The 19483-nt window shown below is 65.5% G+C and carries 17 protein-coding genes and 1 pseudogene; 14 read left to right on the top strand and 4 right to left on the bottom strand.

Annotated elements, in window-relative coordinates:
• Positions 1-68: 68 nt before the first annotated feature.
• The 8 genes from rpmJ to ACOQFP_RS23640 all read left to right on the top strand — a co-directional run bounded on the left by rpmJ (position 69) and on the right by ACOQFP_RS23640 (position 5074).
• On the top strand, positions 69-182 hold the full coding sequence (gene rpmJ / locus ACOQFP_RS23675; RefSeq protein WP_025347279.1) for a 50S ribosomal protein L36: 114 nt from the start codon (positions 69-71) through the stop codon (positions 180-182).
• A gap of 204 nt (positions 183-386) precedes the next feature.
• Positions 387-761, top strand: coding sequence for a 30S ribosomal protein S13 (gene rpsM, locus ACOQFP_RS23670; RefSeq protein ID WP_027496330.1), 375 nt, complete (start codon positions 387-389; stop codon positions 759-761).
• Positions 761-1174: a 30S ribosomal protein S11 gene (gene rpsK / locus ACOQFP_RS23665; protein WP_027496331.1), complete on the top strand. Its 414-nt coding sequence runs from the start codon at positions 761-763 to the stop codon at positions 1172-1174. Before rpsM ends, rpsK begins: the two co-directional genes overlap by 1 nt.
• A 21-nt stretch (positions 1175-1195) precedes the next feature.
• On the top strand, positions 1196-1801 hold the full coding sequence (gene rpsD, locus ACOQFP_RS23660; RefSeq protein WP_206491853.1) for a 30S ribosomal protein S4: 606 nt from the start codon (positions 1196-1198) through the stop codon (positions 1799-1801).
• A gap of 99 nt (positions 1802-1900) precedes the next feature.
• Positions 1901-2965 carry a DNA-directed RNA polymerase subunit alpha gene (locus ACOQFP_RS23655; protein ID WP_027496332.1) on the top strand — a complete coding sequence of 355 codons (1065 nt, stop codon included), beginning with the start codon at positions 1901-1903 and terminating at the stop codon, positions 2963-2965.
• Between the two features lie 34 nt (positions 2966-2999).
• Complete coding sequence (gene rplQ / locus ACOQFP_RS23650) at positions 3000-3587, top strand: 50S ribosomal protein L17 (protein WP_206491852.1); 588 nt, start codon at positions 3000-3002, stop codon at positions 3585-3587.
• A 5-nt stretch (positions 3588-3592) separates the two neighbouring features.
• Positions 3593-4489: a tRNA pseudouridine(38-40) synthase TruA gene (truA, locus tag ACOQFP_RS23645; protein ID WP_421585729.1), complete on the top strand. Its 897-nt coding sequence runs from the start codon at positions 3593-3595 to the stop codon at positions 4487-4489.
• 27 nt (positions 4490-4516) lie between these two features.
• A complete protein-coding gene (locus tag ACOQFP_RS23640) occupies positions 4517-5074 on the top strand; it encodes an NADPH-dependent FMN reductase (protein ID WP_421585728.1) in 558 nt (185 codons plus the stop codon).
• A gap of 9 nt (positions 5075-5083) precedes the next feature.
• Here the strand turns inward: ACOQFP_RS23640 and eccE are convergent, their stop codons facing one another.
• Positions 5084-6772 carry a type VII secretion protein EccE gene (gene eccE / locus ACOQFP_RS23635; protein WP_421585727.1) on the bottom strand — a complete coding sequence of 563 codons (1689 nt, stop codon included), beginning with the start codon at positions 6770-6772 and terminating at the stop codon, positions 5084-5086.
• A gap of 130 nt (positions 6773-6902) precedes the next feature.
• On the opposite strand from eccE, the gene eccB reads away from it, so the two are divergent.
• Complete coding sequence (gene eccB / locus ACOQFP_RS23630; RefSeq protein WP_421585767.1) at positions 6903-8357, top strand: type VII secretion protein EccB; 1455 nt, start codon at positions 6903-6905, stop codon at positions 8355-8357.
• 6 nt (positions 8358-8363) lie between these two features.
• Here the strand turns inward: eccB and mycP are convergent, their stop codons facing one another.
• From mycP to ACOQFP_RS23615, 3 genes are all read right to left on the bottom strand, one after another.
• Positions 8364-9701, bottom strand: coding sequence for a type VII secretion-associated serine protease mycosin (gene mycP, locus ACOQFP_RS23625; RefSeq protein WP_421585766.1), 1338 nt, complete (start codon positions 9699-9701; stop codon positions 8364-8366).
• 50 nt (positions 9702-9751) lie between these two features.
• Positions 9752-11344, bottom strand: coding sequence for a type VII secretion integral membrane protein EccD (gene eccD / locus ACOQFP_RS23620; protein WP_421585726.1), 1593 nt, complete (start codon positions 11342-11344; stop codon positions 9752-9754).
• Between the two features lie 126 nt (positions 11345-11470).
• Entirely contained in the window at positions 11471-12460 is a 990-nt protein-coding gene (locus tag ACOQFP_RS23615) for an LLM class flavin-dependent oxidoreductase (protein ID WP_421585725.1), read from the bottom strand.
• A 233-nt stretch (positions 12461-12693) separates the two neighbouring features.
• Here ACOQFP_RS23615 and eccCa point away from each other — a divergent pair.
• The 5 genes and pseudogenes from eccCa (at position 12694) to ACOQFP_RS23590 (ending at position 19462) form a co-directional block, all read left to right on the top strand.
• A pseudogene (gene eccCa / locus ACOQFP_RS23610) lies at positions 12694-16690 on the top strand (type VII secretion protein EccCa).
• Complete coding sequence (locus tag ACOQFP_RS23605; RefSeq protein WP_421585724.1) at positions 16687-18144, top strand: type VII secretion-associated protein; 1458 nt, start codon at positions 16687-16689, stop codon at positions 18142-18144. Before eccCa ends, ACOQFP_RS23605 begins: the two are co-directional and overlap by 4 nt.
• A gap of 75 nt (positions 18145-18219) precedes the next feature.
• Entirely contained in the window at positions 18220-18669 is a 450-nt protein-coding gene (locus ACOQFP_RS23600; protein WP_341244647.1) for a WXG100 family type VII secretion target, read from the top strand.
• A 63-nt stretch (positions 18670-18732) separates the two neighbouring features.
• Positions 18733-19014 (top strand): WXG100 family type VII secretion target, encoded by a 282-nt coding sequence (locus ACOQFP_RS23595; RefSeq protein WP_206491842.1) that lies wholly within the window; start codon positions 18733-18735, stop codon positions 19012-19014.
• Between the two features lie 106 nt (positions 19015-19120).
• Complete coding sequence (locus ACOQFP_RS23590) at positions 19121-19462, top strand: TraR/DksA C4-type zinc finger protein (protein ID WP_421585723.1); 342 nt, start codon at positions 19121-19123, stop codon at positions 19460-19462.
• Positions 19463-19483: the final 21 nt, after the last annotated feature.

Raw genomic sequence — 19483 nt, 5'->3', positions numbered from 1 at the left:
GTCGGGGGGAACCATGCTGGGAACCACTGCACGCAGTGGTGCCGAGCTACACACAGGAGATCAACGACGTGAAGGTTCAGCCGAGCGTCAAGAAGATCTGCGAAAAGTGCAAGGTGATTCGTCGTAACGGACGCGTCATGGTGATCTGCGACAACCTGCGTCACAAGCAGCGTCAGGGATAACCACCGAGCATTTCGCACGTCGGCTTGGCAACAGCTAGAAGATGACCTCCCAGCACCAACCGCGACAGACGCGTTGCGGCAGACCCCCGGCACGGAGGCCGGGGCCCCACTGAGTTTGTTGAAAGACGCTTCACGCCCCAGTGGCGAGAAGGACACAGGGGACGGACTGGGAGCAGACCTCCGGACAAGAAAAGGAAATGCCACATGGCACGTCTCGCAGGTGTGGATCTGCCGCGCGAAAAGCGCATGGAGATCGCACTGACTTACATCTACGGCGTCGGCCGTACCCGCTCCAAGGAAATCCTCGCAGCAACGGGCGTCAGCCCCGACCTGCGGAGCAAGGATCTCGGCGACGACGATCTGCGCAAGCTCAGCGATTACATCAACGAGTCCCTCAAGGTCGAGGGCGACCTGCGCCGCGAGGTTCAGGCCGACATCCGCCGCAAGATCGAAATCGGCTGCTACCAGGGTCTTCGCCACCGTCGTGGTCTGCCCGTTCGTGGGCAGCGCACCAAGACCAATGCGCGTACCCGTAAGGGACCCAAGCGCACCATTGCCGGCAAGAAGAAGGCGAAGTAATGCCCCCCAAAGCACGCGGTACCGGTCCGAAGAAGGCGCAGAAGACGCGTCGCAGGGACAAGAAGAACGTCCCGCACGGATCTGCGCACATCAAGAGCACATTCAACAACACGATCGTGTCGATCACCGACCCCGCCGGAAACGTCATCTCGTGGGCTTCCTCGGGACACGTGGGCTTCAAGGGCTCGCGCAAGTCGACTCCGTTCGCCGCACAGCTTGCAGCCGAGAACGCTGCACGCAAGGCACAGGAGCACGGCGTCAAGAAGGTCGACGTGTTCGTCAAGGGTCCCGGCTCCGGCCGTGAGACCGCTATCCGCTCGCTTCAGGCTGCTGGCCTCGAGGTCGGCACCATCTCCGATGTCACCCCTCAGCCGCACAACGGCTGCCGTCCGCCCAAGCGGCGTCGGGTCTAGCGGGAAGGAAAGGTTTAGAAAATGGCACGTTATACCGGTCCTATCACCCGCAAGTCGCGTCGTCTGCGCGTCGACCTCGTCGGAGGCGACCAGGCGTTCGAGCGTCGTCCGTACCCGCCCGGCCAGCACGGTCGCGCGCGGATCAAGGAGAGCGAGTACCTGCTCCAGCTGCAGGAGAAGCAGAAGGCTCGCTTCACCTACGGCGTCATGGAGAAGCAGTTCCGTCTGTACTACAAGGAAGCCAACAAGACCGTCGGCAAGACCGGCGAGAACTTGCTGACGATCCTCGAGAGCCGCCTCGACAACGTCATCTACCGTGCCGGACTGGCACGCACGCGTCGTCAGGCCCGTCAGCTGGTCACGCACGGTCACTTCCTGGTGAACAACAAGCGCGTGGACATCCCCAGCTACCGCGTCTCGCAGTACGACATCATCGACGTCCGCGAGAAGTCCGCGCAGACACTGCCGATCCAGATCGCCCGCGAGAGCTACGGCGACCGCCCCGTCGCCCCGTGGCTGCAGGTCGTTCCCAACCGTCTTCGCATCCTGGTGCACAGGTTGCCGGAGCGCGCACAGATCGACGTGCCGCTCCAGGAGCAGCTCATCGTCGAGTACTACTCGAAGTAAGGCGCGGTACGCAGGTGAGTCTCCCCGCGAGACTCACCTGCGTCTTCGCCTCCACACGTGGGCGTCAAATAGCGGACGCCCGTACAGGAGGAACACAGAATGCTCATTTCACAGCGCCCGACGCTGACCGAAGAGGTCATCGCCGACAACCGCTCGAAATTCGTCATCGAGCCGCTCGAGCCCGGCTTCGGTTACACACTCGGCAACTCGCTCCGCCGCACCCTGCTGTCGTCGATTCCCGGCGCTGCTGTCACCAGCATCCGCATCGACGGCGTCCTCCACGAATTCACCACCGTTCCGGGAGTCAAGGAAGATGTCACCGACATCATCCTGAACCTCAAGGGCCTCGTGGTCAGTTCCGAAGAGGACGAACCGGTCACCATGTACGTCCGCAAGCAGGGCCCCGGCGCTGTCACCGCAGGCGACATCGTTCCCCCGGCCGGCGTGACGGTGAACAACCCTGATCTGCACATCGCGACCCTGAACGACAAGGGCAAGTTGGAGATCGAGCTCGTCGTCGAGCGCGGTCGCGGCTACGTCCCCGCCGTTCAGAACAAGGCCTCGGGTGCCGAGATCGGCCGTATCCCGGTCGACTCGATCTACTCGCCCGTGCTCAAGGTCACGTACAAGGTGGAGGCCACCCGCGTCGAACAGCGCACCGACTTCGATCGGCTCGTTCTCGACGTGGAGACCAAGAATTCCATCACCGCGCGGGACGCGCTCGCTTCGGCGGGCAAGACCCTGGTTGAGCTCTTCGGCCTCGCCCGTGAGCTGAACGTCGAAGCAGAAGGCATCGAGATCGGACCCTCGCCCGCCGAGGCCGATCACATCGCTTCCTTCGGACTCCCCATCGAGGATCTGGACCTCACCGTCCGGTCCTACAACTGCCTCAAGCGCGAGGGTGTTCACACCGTCGGCGAGCTGGTTGGTCGTACCGAGTCCGATCTGCTCGACATCCGTAACTTCGGGCAGAAGTCCATCGACGAGGTGAAGGTCAAGCTGCATTCGCTCGGCCTCTCCCTCAAGGACAGCCCCGCGTCGTTCGATCCGAGCACCGTGCCTGGCTACGATGCCACCACGGGCACGTGGAGTGACACCGACGCCGGCTCCTTCGGCGACACCGAAGGTGCCGAGCAGGACTACGCCGAGACAGAACAGCTGTAATCAGCTCGCTGGAGCTCTTACTAGGAGATTCATCATGCCCAAGCCCACCAAGGGCCGCCGTCTCGGCGGGTCGGCGTCGCACCAGAAGGCCATCCTGGCCAACCTGGCGACGTCACTCTTCGAGCACGGCCGCATCACCACCACCGAGTCGAAGGCCAAGCGCCTCCGTCCGCACGCCGAGAAGCTCGTCACCCACGCCAAAAAGGGTGATCTGGCGCATCGTCGTGAGGTTCTCAAGACCATCAACAACAAAGATGTCGTGCACAAGCTCTTCGCCGAGATCGGGCCTTTCTTCGCCGATCGCGACGGTGGCTACACGCGCATCATCAAGACCGTCCCCCGCAAGGGTGACAACTCGCCGATGGCCATCATCGAGCTCGTCAACGAGCAGACGGTGTCCAACGAAGCCGATCGCGCACGCCGCGTGAAGGCTTCGAAGGCTGCTCCCGCCGCAACCGAGGCTCCGGCCGAGGATGCGTCCGACGAGAACGTCGTCGAGGCTGTCGAAGCCGACGCGGCCGACTCCGAGGTAGCCAACGCCGACGCAGTCATCGATGGCATCGAGGACAACGACGCACACGCGTCGGACGCGCCCGAGGCCGAGGAAGCAAAGAAGGACTAGTCCTTTTGTCTTCCGCGCACGATCGAAGCGGGCCCGCCATTCCCCCCGGGGAAGGCGGGCCCGCTTTGTCGGTACCCACCCGGTACCGCCTCGACATCTCCTACGACGGCACCCACTTCTCCGGATGGGCTCGCCAGCCGGGAATCCGTACCGTCTGCGGCGTACTCGAGGAAGCCTTCTCGACCGTGCTGCGGCAACCGATCGAGCTGACGGTCGCAGGCCGAACCGACGCAGGAGTGCATGCAACAGGTCAGGTTGCCCACTTCGATGCCGTCGAGGTTCCCGCCGATCATCAGCGACTCGTCCGGCGCATGGCCCGCTTTCTGCCGACCGATGTTCGCGTGCGGGCGATCAGCGCCGTCTCCCGCGATTTCGATGCACGGTTCTCGGCGTTCCGCAGACATTACGAGTATCGATTCAGCACAGCGCTCTACGGGGTGGACCCGCTCGACGTCGCCGGAGTCGTTTCCTGGCCCAGGCCCATCGATCTGGACGCAGTGCGCGAGGCATCGGCCGCCCTGATCGGACTGCACGATTTCGCGGCGTTCTGCAAGAGGCGAGACGGCGCCACCACCGTACGAGAACTGCAGCGGTTCGACTGGGAGCGCGACGGTGATCGTGTCACCGCGTTCGTCAGTGCCGACGCATTCTGTTGGTCGATGGTGCGCAGCCTCGTCGGTGCCATGCAGGCAGTCGGTGAGGGCCGACGGACACCCGAATGGGCGCGGTCGCTTCTGACGCGGCGAGAACGATCCAGCGAGGTGACGGTGGCCCCTGCACACGGATTGGCGCTGGTTGGAGTGGACTATCCACCGGCCGAGATGCTCGCCGCGCGAAATGCCGCCACGAGAGAGGTGCGCTCGGCGATCGCGGGCGACGGGTGCTGCGGGGGAGAGGGCTGATCATCCGACACCGACTAGTGTCGAACGATGCAGCCGATACAGCTTGCGGTCGTCGTCGGTAGTGTCCGCGCCGGCCGCGTCGGACCGATCGTCGCGGAGTGGGTTCGCGGCATCGCCGCCGAGCGGAACACCCTCGAGGTGGTCGAGGTGGACCTGGCCGAGTTCGAGTTGCCGAACACGCTGATCCCGAGCGACGAGACCGAGAGATTCACGCGGGCAATCGGTGCCTGCGACGCCTTCGTATTCGTCACACCCGAGTACAACCACGGCGTTCCTGGATCGCTGAAGACCGCACTGGACACGGTGAAATACGAATGGCGAGCAAAGCCGGTGGGGTTCGTCTCCTACGGAGGACTCGGCGGCGGAGTCCGCGCTACCGAACAGCTGCGCCAGATCACCGCCGAGCTGCACATGGTCTCGGTTCGAGACAGCGTGTCGCTGCACAGGGTGCGCAAGAGGTTCGATTCGGCAGGCGGGATCGATGACGCAGCAGCGGTCGATGCACTGGGGCGTTTGCTGGACCAGATCGAATGGTGGGCCGATGCAGTGACCGGAGCTCGACAGCGCGCCGAGTACCCGGGCTGAGAGCACCGATCAGGCACGCACTGCAGGCCGCAGACTCCGCGGACGACCGATGAACGCTGTCTCCTGGGGGATCGTCACCAGTGTCAGTTCGATGTCGATCGGCCCCGAGCGGACCTGAATTCGATCACCCGAGGCGTGCGGCTGGACGATCGACAGATCTGCCTCCTGGCGCTGCCGGCCACGCTCGGATCGGTCCGATCCGGGCTCGTGCTCGGCCAACGACATCCGGGTCACCCCGGAACCGCGTTGTGGCTCGAGCGGCATCGACCCGTGCGCGAAGTCGTCCAGGATCACGTCGAACGATCCGCGAGGCGGTGTCGCGTCGGTGTGCACCGACAAGCGGTCGGGGGCATTGATCGCGTCGACGAGCGATCGCCATGCGTGCGGGCGATCGGTTCGAACGACAACCCTCGCCCCGATGGCGATGGCACGAAACAGTATTTGCTGGGCGAGATAGAGCTCCCCGGCGATCCGAACCCGAGAGACACCGGAACCGAACACGCGCACCGCCACACCGTGGCCACCGGCATCGGATCCCAGCAGCTGGCCGCAGCCACTGACCGGCAGCCTCAGCTCGTCGAGCACAGCGGTCTCGACGGATCGCGTGGGCGAGAGCGACGTCAGCGACGGAACCGCGAGCGGTAGTTGCGCGAAGATGCCGTCCCGCTGGCTTCCGCCCATCGATGTCACCCCGCGGATCCTGGGTTTTGCAACCGGCTCACGGGCTGCGAACCGGCACGACGCACGGACGCGGAACTCGCCGTCGGCGCGTCCGGGTTCGAGATGAAACGCGATGCCGGTGCCGAGGGACGGCGTCGCCCACATGGTGGCAATCTCCTCGGCAGTGATTGCGCTGCAATCGATTCCGAAACCGACACTGGAGACTCCCGGCAAAGGTGCCGCGGACCACGTCTGAGTGAGGTCGCCGATACCTACCCCCCGGCACAGGTGCGCCACGGCCGCGTGGAGTTCGGAGCTCGTGGACAGTCGTGAGGACACGCCGTGGGTCTGGAGGGCACGGCGGACGCGTGTGGTCGCGACGACGGCTGTTCGCGCTGCCCCTGCCCGGCCGTGTCCGCGGCGCGCGATTGCTCGGGCGTTCGCCCGCAGGTCCACTGTGACCGAGATCCAGACCCTCCGCAGCGCCACAGCAGGGAGGGGACCGATGAGTTCCTCGTACACCTGGGTGGCTGCCGAGCCCGACTCGCTACGAAAGCCGAGAGCGAGGACGTCGATGGAACACACCTCGATGTCGTGCTGATGCATGCTCGACGCGAGTGCGTCGACGGGCAGTGTGTACTGCGTATCGGCACTCGACCTACCCAAGACAGTGCTCGAATGTCGAGGCGGACTGATTTCGAGGGTGCAGGTGACCGTGTTGCGGTGCCAATGGACACCGACCGGGGCACCGTTCGTGTCGGTGTACTCGGTGGTGACGCCCACCTCGGGACTGCGATTCGTGAGGAACCGCCGCCAGACTCGACACCAGTCGAAGACCGGTTTACGGCGAACGGTCACGAACGGCAGGAGCGCCACCACGACAGCGCCGAGCAGCGCCCACATGGGCCGCACCGATGCTGCAAGCAACGCAAGACCTGTTGCCACGGCAGCGATCTCGGCCGCGAGCACGCGACGTACCGTCGGCGCTACGAAAGGCACGGCCTCTCGCCCACCCGCCACCGAATACGAACGTGCCATCGAACCCTCCCCCCGAAGGTCGCACTACCCATCGACCGTCTCCGACGCGGTCGCCTGGGTATGCGGACGAACTGTACTGTGTCGCGTGACCCGAATGGGGATCGGGTCTGCACAATCCTGGGGAGGAACTGTGGCGTCCACGCCGACAACGAAGTGGCAGGTTGGCGGGTACCGCTTTCTCGTTCGCCGAATGGAACACGCACTGATCCGGCGCGATGCGCGCATGCTGCACGATCCGATGAGATCGCAGTCGAGGGCACTATTGGTGGGCGTCGTCATCGCATGCATCGGTTTGGCGGGGTGCGCCGCACTGGCCCTGTTTCGGCCCCAGGACAAGATCGGCGACGCAGCTATCGTGGTCGGCAAGGATTCGGCCGCGATGTTCGTGAAGGTGGACGAGGTTTTCCACCCGGTGCTCAATCTCGCGTCGGCCCGGCTGGTGGTCGGTGCACCCGACAATCCGGTGACGGTCGACGACTCGGAGATCGCGTCGCGGCCGCGCGGGGCGCTGGTGGGTATTCCCGGAGCCCCGTCGGCACTCGCGTACGACGGCAACGGTCGAGCCCAACCGTGGACCGTATGCGACACCGTCGATCCGATCGCCGGTGTGACCTCGACGACAGTCGTGGCAGGTAGTCCTCATTACGGTGACGGTGCCGCTCCGCTGACCGAATCCGAAGCCTTGCTGTGGACATCGAACGACACGGCGTACCTGGTGCACGAGGGCACCAAATCGCCCGTCGATCTGGCCGACAGGGCAGTGGTGCGCGCACTCGGACTCGAGGACGCCGTCCCGACCCCGGTGAGTGCCGGACTGCTCAATGCGGTGCCCACGGCACCTGCTGTCGCGGCACCGTTCATTGCCCGAGCCGGTGAGATTCCGCCGTTCCCCTTCGAAGGTCGAACAATAGGTTCGGTCGTCCAGGTCGCCGGGCGCGACGTGCAGTACTACGTCGTACTCGAAGACGGTATCCAGGCGATCAACGAAACTGCGGCGCTGCTCATCAAGTTCACCGATTCACAGGGCAGTCCGGATATCGCAGCGGTCAACCCCGACGTTCTCCGGGCTGCACCCAAGACCTCGGCAGGGGTTGCGGTGTCGACTTTCCCGGCCACCACCCCCGTCATCGTGGACACCGGCGAGCGTCCCGTCTCGTGCCTGACCTGGGAGCCGCTCGAGGTCGCCGACGGCGGACCGTCCGCTCGACTCGTCGAGTCCGCGGGGCGCGGGCTACCGCTCGAGCCCGGCGCACACCCGGTCGTGCTGGCTCAAGCCGATGGAGGCGCAGACGCCGTGGATCAGGTCTATCTGCCGCCCGGAAGCGGCGGGTACGTCCGCAGCACCGGAATCTCCACGTCGAGCACTCGCCAGGACAGCCTCTTCTTCGTCGCCGATACCGGGGTCCGATACGGAGTCGACAACACAGAGGCGGCGTCGGCACTGGGATTCGGACCACCCGCACCAGCGCCGTGGCAGATACTCCGACTGCTCGGTAGCGGCCCCACCCTCGGCCAAGGCCAAGCCCTGACGATGCACGACGGAGTCGCACCCGACCCGCAGGCCGCGTCCCTCCCTCCGAAGTAGCGTGGCTCAGTCGCGCACGGCCCGCCTGCGCAACGGTATCGACAGCGCAAGGCCGAGCGCCAAAGCGACCGCCACCAGCACCGAACCGGTCACCGCCACAGTTCGAGGGCGATGATCCGGCGCAGGCGGTGGCAACGGCGGACTCATGGCAACACTGTCCGTGACTGCCGGTGGGGGAGCGGAACTCACGAGATCGGTCACCGCAGCGAGCGGATCGACGATCCCGTGACCGACGAGCGGGTTCCATCCTTCGGCAGGCGCGTGCGCCGTTCGTTCGATTCGGTCCACCACCTCGAGCGCCGACAGATCCGGGCGACGGGCCCGAACGAGGGCCGCGACTGCAGCCACCAGCGGTGCCGCAAAACTCGTCCCGGTCAACGGGATCACGCCGTCGCGACCCCGAGTACCGTTTGCGAACCCGTTGCCCGAGGACGACAACGAGATCATGTTCGATCCCGGAGCGGCAACATCGACCCACGGACCGGCCAAGCTGAACGAGGACGGGGTGCCGTCGGCTTCCACCGAGCCGACCGTCAGCACATCGTTGAACCATGCCGGGGTCGCGATGGTCGCGAACGCTGCCCATGGGTCCGCATCGGGCCGGAGGGGATCGACCATCGGGTTCTGGGCCTGACAGGCGGCGCTGCCGAGATTGCCGGCAGCGGCGACTACGACGACGTTCTTTTCGCGAACCGCATAGTGCACCGCAGCACCGAGTGGGCCGTCGGCCACACCGTTGCCCGCGGGCACGCAGGCCACCTCGGAGATGTTGATCACCGATGCCCCCGCATCGACCGCGGTCCTGATCGCCATGGCCATGGTACGAACGTTGCCGTACCCCGCAGCGTTCTCCGGCTCGGCTTCCTTCTCTTCCTCGCTCCGGTCGTCCACGATCTGAAAAACATTGCTGGACTGCCGAATCGAAAGAATGCGGGCATCGGGCGCGCCACCGGCGAATCCGCTGCCCGGTACGGTCTGGGCGGCGATCAGACCAGCGACCATGGTGCCGTGCGCATCACAGTCGAACGACCCGTCCCCGTCACTGACATAGTCGCCACCAGGGATCAGACCCGGAAGACGCGGATGAGCTGTGACTCCGGTATCGATGACGGCAACCACCTGACCGGCCCCGCGAGTGATCGGCCAGACCGACGCGAAGTCCAGTGCCTTCGATGCAGTCGGTACTTCCGGCGAGTCGGTTGTCTCCGCAGGAAGCGCGCATGCATTCCTCTGCTCCGTCGGCTCGAGTGGGGCGGGCGCGCTCGCGGCAGGCAACTGGGCAGGATCGACCAGTGGACGTTCGGCATGTGCAGGCGAAATGGAGAAAGCGGCATCGACGAACAGCGCACATGCAGTGAGCGCCGCAACGGCGAGCGATCGCTGCCGACGCGGAGTCACAGACCGCGGACGGCGCTGTACAGGCCGCACACCCACACGGCAATCGGAATGACCATGGCGATGACGGCGTACTCGAGCAACTCGGCAGATCTTCGCATCACCGGCGAGTACGTGCGGGTAGGGACGAACGCTCCGAAGACCGAGGCCGTCACCGCTCCGGCCACTGCTGCGCCGAAGAATGCGAGAGTGTGCTGAGGCAGTGCAAGCATGGCACCGACAAGCAGCGACAGCAGGATCGTCGTACCGCCCGCGACAAGCGGAACAGCGTGTGCCACAACAGCATATGTCCGTCCGCGAAGGAGTAGAACGAGCGCACACAGCGCCGCCAGAGCAACTGCGGGCCACCGAACGCCGCCGTCGATACCGGTCGCCGCGGCGACGAGAACTCCTGCCACAACCGCGACGGTGAACGACACCAGAAGTCCGGTCAGGTAACTACGTGCCCTGGCCGCCGCCCCCTGCAGATCGTCGAACGAGATCGCGTCGAGCTCGGCCTCTTCGACGGTATCCAACGGCGCACCAGCGGTGGGAACCGGTGGAAGCGGCAACTTCGCCTGCATCATCGACACACGTGCGGACATCGCGATGCCGGCGAGACCACACAGAGCCGCAACAGCGCCGATCGAGGCCGGAGACACCGTGGTGAACAACGTGGCGACCGCGGCGAGGAACGTCGCAAGTGCCAGCACGATCGCGGCCGTGAACAGCGCGAAACCCGTCCCCCCGATACGCAGCGACAACAGGGCGACAGCACCGGCCATCGCCGAACCCAGCATCAACTGCGCCGCACCGAACTGCCCAGGCACCAGCAGCGTTCCACCGGTGAACACCAGCACCACCGCACATCCACCGAACAGCACCGAGACGGCATCCTGTCGATACACCCGCGCCAGAATCATCCCCGCTATCGCGAACAGAATCGACACGGTGACAGCCGCGACACCTTCGACGAGATTGCCGAGATTGTCGGCCCCGGCGCGGATCGGCCCACGCAGGACGATCCCGCAGGCCAGTGCCACCATCGCGCCGGTGACGACCGAACCCACAGTGCGGGCCGTGTGCGCAGTCCAGTGCGGAACATCGTCACTACCCGCCCTGGCAACGGAATACATCAGGTCGTCGAACAGTGGAGCCGGCGCAGGCCGCTCGGCGATACCCAACACGAGCAACTCACCATCTCGCACGGACGACTCGGCCAAGGTCGCAGTCGGCGCCAGCGGGGGAAACCCGATCCGGGCAAGCGTCCACGCGACCGGTAGCCCTGCCTGATCGGAATTCACCCCGGACGAGTCGCCCGGTGGTTCCGCAGGCTCCACAGTTCCCCCGGGTCGTTCCGCAGGCTCCGCAGCTCCTCGGGGTCGTTCCGCAGGCTCCACTCCGGCCAGCATGTCGACGATTCCGGGAACCAGGAGCGAGACCGGAACGTCCACGGGAAGCGCGATGTCCACCTGGGTGGACCTGGCCAACACCGTCACCCGACAGACCTCTTGCGCGAAGATCGCGTGCGTGCCCTGCGCGCGGCGGTTGGCGTCTGCTGCGATGGTCGACGGCGCAATGCCGGCCGATGGACGGCTCTCGGCGCGTGTCATCAAAGATCCCCCCGGATGCGTGCTGTTCGCGTGCGATGCCCGCCCCAATGGGCATCTGCGTGCACACCTTACGACATCACCAGGACACGCAATCGTCCGTCACGCGCACCTCCGCCCGGTACGCGCTCAGGCCGGAACCAAGTCGCTCACCTGTGCCAGCAGCTCGAAAGATCGCAGCCATGCCGTGCGGTCGGAGACTCCGGACGCCACGATCAGCTCGTCGGCACCAGTGCGCTCGGCAAAGCGATCGAGGTACTCCTTCACCATGTCCGGTGTACCGACGGCGGAGTACTTGGTCATGTTCGCGATCTGCTGGCCCGCCGGCGCTTGAAGGACCATGTCGGCTTCCTCGTCGGTGAACGTACGGCCGCGTCCGAGCAGCAAGCTCACCCGGCTGCGTTTGGTGCGCAGGAACTGCGCCTGTGCCTCGGCAACCGAGTCGGCGGCGATCACGTTGACACCCACGATCAGATGAGGCTCCGCCAGTTGCGCCGACGGTCGAAAGTCACGACGGTAGATCTCGACGGCCTGTTCGAGGGCATCCGGCGCGAAGTGCGAGGCGAAGGCGTACGGCAACCCGAGCGCAGCGGCGAGTTGAGCGCCGAACAACGACGACCCCAGGATGTAGAGCGGCACCTCGGTACCGGCCCCGGGCGTTGCACTCACCCCCGGTACCAGCGATTCCGACGACAGGTAGCCCTGCAACTCCTGCACGTCCTGCGGAAAGCGGTCCGCCGATGTGGGGTCGCGGCGCATTGCCCGCATCGTCACCTGGTCGCTTCCGGGGGCGCGACCCAAACCCAGATCGATCCGTCCCGGGTGCAGCGTCGCCAACGTGCCGAACTGCTCGGCGATCGTCAGGGGCGCGTGGTTGGGCAGCATGACGCCGCCGGACCCCAACCGGATTTTCTCGGTATGGGCAGCTACGTGCGCAATCAGCACCGACGTGGCAGACGACGCGATCGTCTTCATGTTGTGGTGCTCGGCGTACCAGATTCGGCGGTAGCCCCAGTTCTCTGCGTGCTGAGCGAGTGCGACGCTCGCGTCGAAGCTGTCGCGGACTGTTTCGCCCTCGCCCACGTGAGCGAGATCGAGGATGGACAGGGGTACAGGCACGGTGGGGGCCAACCTTTCGTTCGACGAGCACGCGGCCGAGGAGCCACATTCCTGTGCAACGGCGCCGGCCGGTGTTCTATTTCTCGTCGACGAGCGCGTGCGCAACCGGACCGAGCGCGCCCGAGGAGATGTATGGACCACTCGGTCTCCGATGCGTTAGCCTGTCGTCCACGTGGCCTCGGGGGGAGGTCGCCGCGAGGCAGTTGTGGGGGCGCAGCGGTGGGGGCGGATCGATGAGTACTGTGCGCTTCGTTCGAGGCGCGCGGCGTGAAGTGCCCCGATCGCCGGGCGGCGAGGTCAACCTGCAGTCACCACCGGAAATTCCACGGGCCGTTCCCGGCAATCTGCTGATGAAGCTGATGCCGTTGGTGATGGTTGCAGCGATGGTCGGGATGGTCGCGCTGATGTTCACATCGGGTGCGGCGGCAAACCCGATGATGTTGATGTTCCCCGCGATGATGCTGATGTCGATGGTGGGAATGCTCGCCGGCGGCGGAAAGTCCGGCGGGGCACGCACGGCGGAGGCAAACGAGGATCGCAAGGACTACCTGCGGTATCTCGATCAGCTCCGCCGTGACGTCGCCGAAACCGAACGGGCGCAGCGCAAGGCTCTCGAATGGAGTCACCCGGATCCCGAAACTCTGTGGTCGGTCGCCGGAACCGAGCGAATGTGGGAGCGACGTCTATCGGATCCCGATTTCGCTCACGTGCGCGTCGGATGCGGGGATCAGCGACTGGCCACCCGTCTGGTACCGCCCGAGACCGGGCCGGTGGAGGAGCTCGAACCGGTCTCGGCCGTCTCACTGCGCCGATTCGTACGGGCGCATTCGGTGGTCGCCGCATTGCCCACTGCCGTATCGCTGCGCGGATTCGCTGCGCTCTCGATAGCGGGGGATCGCGATTGCGCCCGGGCCATGACACGGGCGATGTTGGCTTCGCTGTGCAGCTTTCACGGCCCCGACCACCTCGCGGTCGCGATCGTCTGCGGTCCGGACACCGTGGAACAGTGGGAGTGGACGAAATGGCTTCCGCACACAGCACGAGAGCCTGCGCGACGGGGCCGGATCGGCACGGATGATCTTCGGAAGCTTCCTCGAACTCGAGGGCGCTCTGGGGGAGGTGCTCGGCCTGCGCGCTCGATTCGCCCGCGGCGCAGTGCCGGTCGCCGGTGTCGTGCAGTTGGTGATCGTGGTGGACGGTGGGCTCCTCGACAACCGGTCGACCGATCTCACCGACACCGGACTCGATTCCGTCACGATCATCGACCTGTCCGGACTGTGCCCCAGACTCGCGGCCTCACGTGGTCTTCAGTTGCTCGCCGAGAACGGGACGATCGGCGCAGTCAGCGGAACGACGGTCGAGGTGTTCGCCGTCGCGGACTCGATGAGTACCACCCAGGCGGACGCCGTTGCCAGGCGCCTGTCGCCGTTTCGTGCTCCGGCGGCCTCGTCGGCAGTCGAGGTCGTCGACGACGACGGGGTCCGAGTCTCGGGATGGAACAGTCTGGTCGGGATCGCCGATGTCGGTACCCTCGACACCGACCGCGCCTGGACGATGCGTCGCGGACGCGACAGGCTGCGGGTACCGATCGGCGTCGCGCCCGATGGCAGTGCGGTGGAAATCGACCTGAAGGAATCCGCCGAGAACGGCATGGGCCCTCACGGGTTGTGCATCGGCGCAACAGGTTCGGGAAAGTCCGAGTTTCTCCGCACGCTCGTTCTTGGATTGGTGTCGACGCATGCACCGGAACAGCTGAACCTGGTGCTCGTCGATTTCAAAGGCGGTGCCACGTTCGCGGGCCTCGAGTCCGCACCACATGTCGCCGCGGTGATCACCAACCTGTCCGAGGACTTGGCCTTGGTCGATCGGATGCGCGACGCCTTGGCCGGGGAGATGAACCGTCGCCAGGAGCTGCTGCGCTCGGCCGGAAACTTCGCCAACGTCTCCGACTACGAGCGGGCACGTGCCGCGGGAGCAGATCTGGTGCCGATGCCTGCCCTGTTCGTGGTAGTCGACGAGTTCTCGGAACTGCTCAGTCAGCAGCCGGAATTCGCCGAGCTGTTCGTTGCGATCGGCCGGCTCGGACGTTCTCTGCACATGCATCTACTGCTGGCCAGTCAGCGCCTCGAAGAGGGCAAACTGCGTGGGCTGGACAGTCACCTGTCCTACCGAATCGGCCTGAAGACATTCTCCGCGAACGAGTCTCGTTCGGTTCTCGGCGTTCCGGATGCCTATCACCTGCCTGCTCAGCCCGGCGCTGGCTACCTCAAATGCGATTCCGCTGAAATCGTCAGGTTTGCTGCGGCCTACGTGTCCGGTCCCTACGAGCCTCCGCGGGTGACCACCGGAGCGAGAACCGCGCTGGGAGTCGACATCCGCCCGAAGCCCTTCACGGCCTACGCGGTACCGCTCGACCCGCTCGACCTCCCTCGCGTCGATCCGGCCGAGGTACCCGTGGAGGAACCGCGTTCGGTGGACCCCGATGGCACGGGTGTCTCGGTTCTCGATGTCGTCGTCGGACGAATCCGTGGTCGCGGGACGCCGGCTCACGAGGTGTGGCTGCCCCCGTTGGACGCCGCTCCCACGTTGGCCCAGTTGCTACCGGGATCTGTCGTGCCCCAGCGCATCGATCCGCTCAGCAGACTGCGTGCCTCGATCGGCATCGTGGACCGACCGTTCGATCAGCGCCGCGATCTGTTGACTGTCGATCTGTCCGGTGCCGCCGGGCACGTCGCCATCGTCGGAGCTCCGCAATCGGGGAAGTCGACGGCTCTTCGATCGTTGATCCTGGCATTGGCGCTGACTCATACGCCTGCGCAGATCCAGTTCTACTGCCTGGATTTCGGCGGCGGAACGCTGGCCGGTCTGGCAGATCTACCGCACGTGGGCTCGGTGGCCAACAGGCTCGACGTCGACCGAGTTCGGCGGACGGTGGCCGAGGTCGCCGCTGTCGTTCGGCAGCGGGAGAAGACGTTTCGTGAGCGCGGGATCGACTCGATGGCAGAGTTTCGACGTCGACGTGCCGGGCAACCGGTCGATCCCGACGATCGATTCGGCGATGTCTTCCTGGTGATCGACGGATGGCCGTCCATCCGATCGGATTTCGAGAGCCTCGAACAGCAGATCGCAACGTTGACCACGCAAGGACTCGCTTTCGGACTGCATTTGATCCTCACTGCATCGCGCTGGGCCGAAGTCAGGCCCGCGACCAAGGACCTGATCGGTACCCGGTTGGAACTTCGGCTCGGGGATCCCTCCGATTCGGATATGGGGCGAGCCAAGGCGGCGAGCGTCCCGGAGGGACGACCGGGGCGAGGGATGACCAGGGACGGCTTGCACCTGTTGATCGCGCTACCGCGGGTGGACGAGCTGAACTCGGTCGAGGACCTGTCGTCCGCGGTGGGCGATGCGGTTGCGGCTGCCGCGGCGGCGTCGCCAGGACTGTCTGCACCTCCGGTTCGGATGTTGCCGGAATTGCTCGATCGATCCGACATTCTCGGGCGGCTCGGTGGTACGTGGCCCCGATCGCGTGGGTCGATTCCCGAACTCGGGATTCCGATCGGCATCGACGAAGCCGAGTTGGCACCGGTACTGGTGGATTTCTCGGAGAATCCACATTTCGTGGTGTTCGGCGACAGTGAATGTGGGAAGACCTCGCTACTGCGGGGAATGTGCCGGTCGCTCGTCGCCGCGAATTCCGCCGATCGGGTCAAGATCATCATCGCGGACTATCGCCGAACCCTGCTCGGGACAATCGATTCCGGCCATCTTGCGGGATACGCAGCCTCCCAGCCTGCGCTGACCGCCATGATCGTCGACCTGGCCGGTCGAATGAGCGACCGCATGCCCGGTTCGGATGTGACGCAACAACAGCTTCGTGAGCGGTCCTGGTGGGACGGTCCCGAGGTATTCGTCATCGTCGACGATTACGATCTGGTGGCCACATCGTCGGGAAACCCGTTGGCACCGTTGGTAGAACATCTTCCGCATGCCCGAGACATCGGGCTTCACCTCATCGTGGCCCGACGCTCGGGCGGTGCAGGCCGGGCGCTGTTCGACCCGGTGATCGGGCGCTTGCGCGATCTCGTGACGCCCGGGTTGGTGATGAGCGGGAGCCGCGACGAAGGGAATCTGCTGGGGACGGTGCGGCCGAGTGCCATGCCGCCCGGACGTGGTGTGTTCGTCGACCGCTCCGGGCAGGTCCTCGTTCAGCTGGGGCATTCGAGTTGAGTACGTCGTGGCGTTATGCCGCAGTGCATCTGGGATACACCGAGATCTCCGTCGTCGCTACAGGCGGTCTGCTCGAGGGACCGAGGGAGAGCGTCGGCTCGGCGTTCGCTTCGGCCGAGGGCGGAGATCTGGTCTTCGGGTCCGCCGATGCGGGAGGGGAGATATCTCCTCTGCTGTGTATCGACGATCCGGCGATGGCGGTGGGTACCTCGGTATGGGACAGCGCGGATGTGCTGCTCGGAATCGTGTCCTCGGCGCTGCAGGGTGCCGGGGTGTCCGATCGACTCGACGTGTTGGAGATCGCGTATCCGTCGATCTGGGGTGAGCAGCGGTCGAGTTCGATTCGTGCCGTCTTCGCGGGCTCGGCGAGCGAGGTGGTGCTGGTGGAGACGGCCGAGGCCGCGGTGGCGTCATGGGGTGAACGGGCCCCGTCCGCGGCGATGGTCGTCGAAGTGGGGCCCTTGGACACGTCCGTGCTGGTCGTCGATGAGACGGGGGACTGCGGCGGGGACACCGGTGCCGTTCTCGCCTTCGGTATCGATGACGAGTGGCGGCGAGCGGTCGACGAGTACGTTCGGTCGTCGGTGGGCCCCTGTCCCGACGAGGTGTTCGTGGTGGCACCGTCGCGCGGTCGCTCAGAGCCCATTGCCGATCGCAGCACGCACTGGCTGACCGGACTCGATATTGCCCGGTCGCTGTATCGGCGGGCCGGTGCCGAGATCCACTCGGTGCCGCCGGTTCGAGCCGCGACGACGCGATCAGCTGCGTGGCTCGACGACGTCACATCATCGTCTACGAACCGTCGATCGAACCGGCGCACGGTGGGGCCTGCGGTTGCGGCCGTCACGGCGGTGGTCATCGCATCGGCTTGTGCGGCACTGTATTTCGCATCCGCAGGTGCCGAGACCATCGGTGCTGCAGCAGTGCAACCGTCGTCGACGACCGAGGTTGCAGACGCACCGTCGTCGTCCGAGGCCGAGCCGCCGGCGCTTCCGACGGCCTCGCCCGAGGCATCCCGGCCGGCCGAATCGGTGACGTTCGTATCGGGGCGGGCCTCGGTGCGTCTTCCGGCCGGATGGACGAGGCTCGACGACCCGGCCCGCATGGTGTTGATTCCGCCGACCCCGCCCGAACGGCGCATCGTGGTCACGGTGGCAGACCTGAACCCGGGTTCAACGCAGGCTCAGGTGGCCGCCGACCTCCGAGTGGCTGTCGATGCCCGTGGCCCGGACTCGACAATCGGATCCCTCGAACCCACCAAGGACTTCGGTTCTCGCATCGGGATCGCCTATCTGGAGTCGCCCGCCGACGACTCGACAGTGCTCTGGCGGGTCTTCGTCGAGTCCGATCTTCAGGTCAGTATCGGTTGCCAGTTCGAGGGGGACGATTCGGCCGTGATCGACACCGAATGCGGACAGGCCACCCAGACGCTCGAGATCGTCCCCTCGTCATGAGCAGCCGAGTCGGAGTATTTCCGGCCCGGTCGGAACCGAACCGAGGGGTCGCTGCGTCCAAGGAGATGTAGGGGAGTGAGAGGGCCGAACACGGCTACTCGGTCGAGCATCACGTGTACCGCGGGTGCACGGAATCGAACAACGAAACAAGGAGTCGAAGTGGGATATCCAGGGGGACCGGAATCTACGGGTTCGTCGAACGGCGTCACAGTCACACCACAGGAGCTGATGGCTGCCGGTGCCACGATCGAGGGTCTGAGCGTGTCGATCAACGCCTCCAATTCGGCGGTTCGCTCCATCGTCGAGCAGACCGCCCAGGCCTGGGTCGGTAAGGCGGGCAAGTCGTTTCAGGATGTCATGGCGCAATGGGATACCAGTGCGCAGAAGATGCGCAGTGCGTTGGAGCAGATCTCGGCGGATATCAAGACCAACGGCCACGGCTACTCGGACGCCGACGACGACAATGTCGCGGCCGTCAACCAGGTAGCCGGATCCCTGAACTCGGGCCTGTCCAGCTTCAAATAGACCCTCGTATCCGGTGACCGCACGTACCACCCGACCAAGCCCGACCTAGGAGACCGAACCGACATGAAATACGACTTCGCGCAGATCGCGGCGTTGACCGAGGCGATGAACAAGCAGGCGAACGTGACCAAGGACCTGCTGGCAGACGTGGACAGCACCGCTAAGCGGCTCTATCAGTCGTGGGAGGGCGACGCGATGACGTCGTACTTCGAGCTGCAGCGCCAGTGGAATTCTGCATCCGACGAGCTCAACCTCATCCTGTCGAGCCTCGTGGCGGCCGCCCGCACCGGTGGCGAGACCATGCACGGCGTCGAAATGGCCAACAAAGCGCGGATGGCGCGCTGACTTTTCTCTCTCGACGTTCTGAAACTGCCTGTGCCCCGGCCGAGGAATCGGTCGGGGCACAGGCAGTTTCACTCGATCCGGCAGCTGTTCGGTGTCTACTGTTGTGATGATGGATTTCGGAGCCGTCCTCGAGGGGGAACGGTCGCGTTCCGAACACCGGCTCGAGTCCCTTCGGGAGGAACTGGCGTCGGTGATCGAAGGATCGCGCTGGACCACCGACGACGACGAGCACGACCCGGAGGGGTCGACGATCGCTTTCGAGCGCGCGAAGATCGCCGCTCTGATCGACGACACCGAGTCCGAGCTCCGCGAGATCGACGCGGCCCGAGCGCGGCTCGCCGCCGGCACGTACGGTTCCTGCGAGCGGTGTGGCCGCGAGATTCCGCTGATGCGGCTCGACGCGCTTCCCGCCGCTCGGCGGTGCGTGCTGTGCGTCCGACTGCGCTGAGGCGTTTTGACCTGGGCGAGC

The sequence above is a fragment of the Rhodococcus sp. MALMAid1271 genome (assembly GCF_049195265.1).
Taxonomy (GTDB): Bacteria; Actinomycetota; Actinomycetes; order Mycobacteriales; family Mycobacteriaceae; genus Rhodococcoides.
Note: the sequence above shows the minus strand (reverse complement) of the source record. Positions and strands in the feature narration are given on the sequence as shown.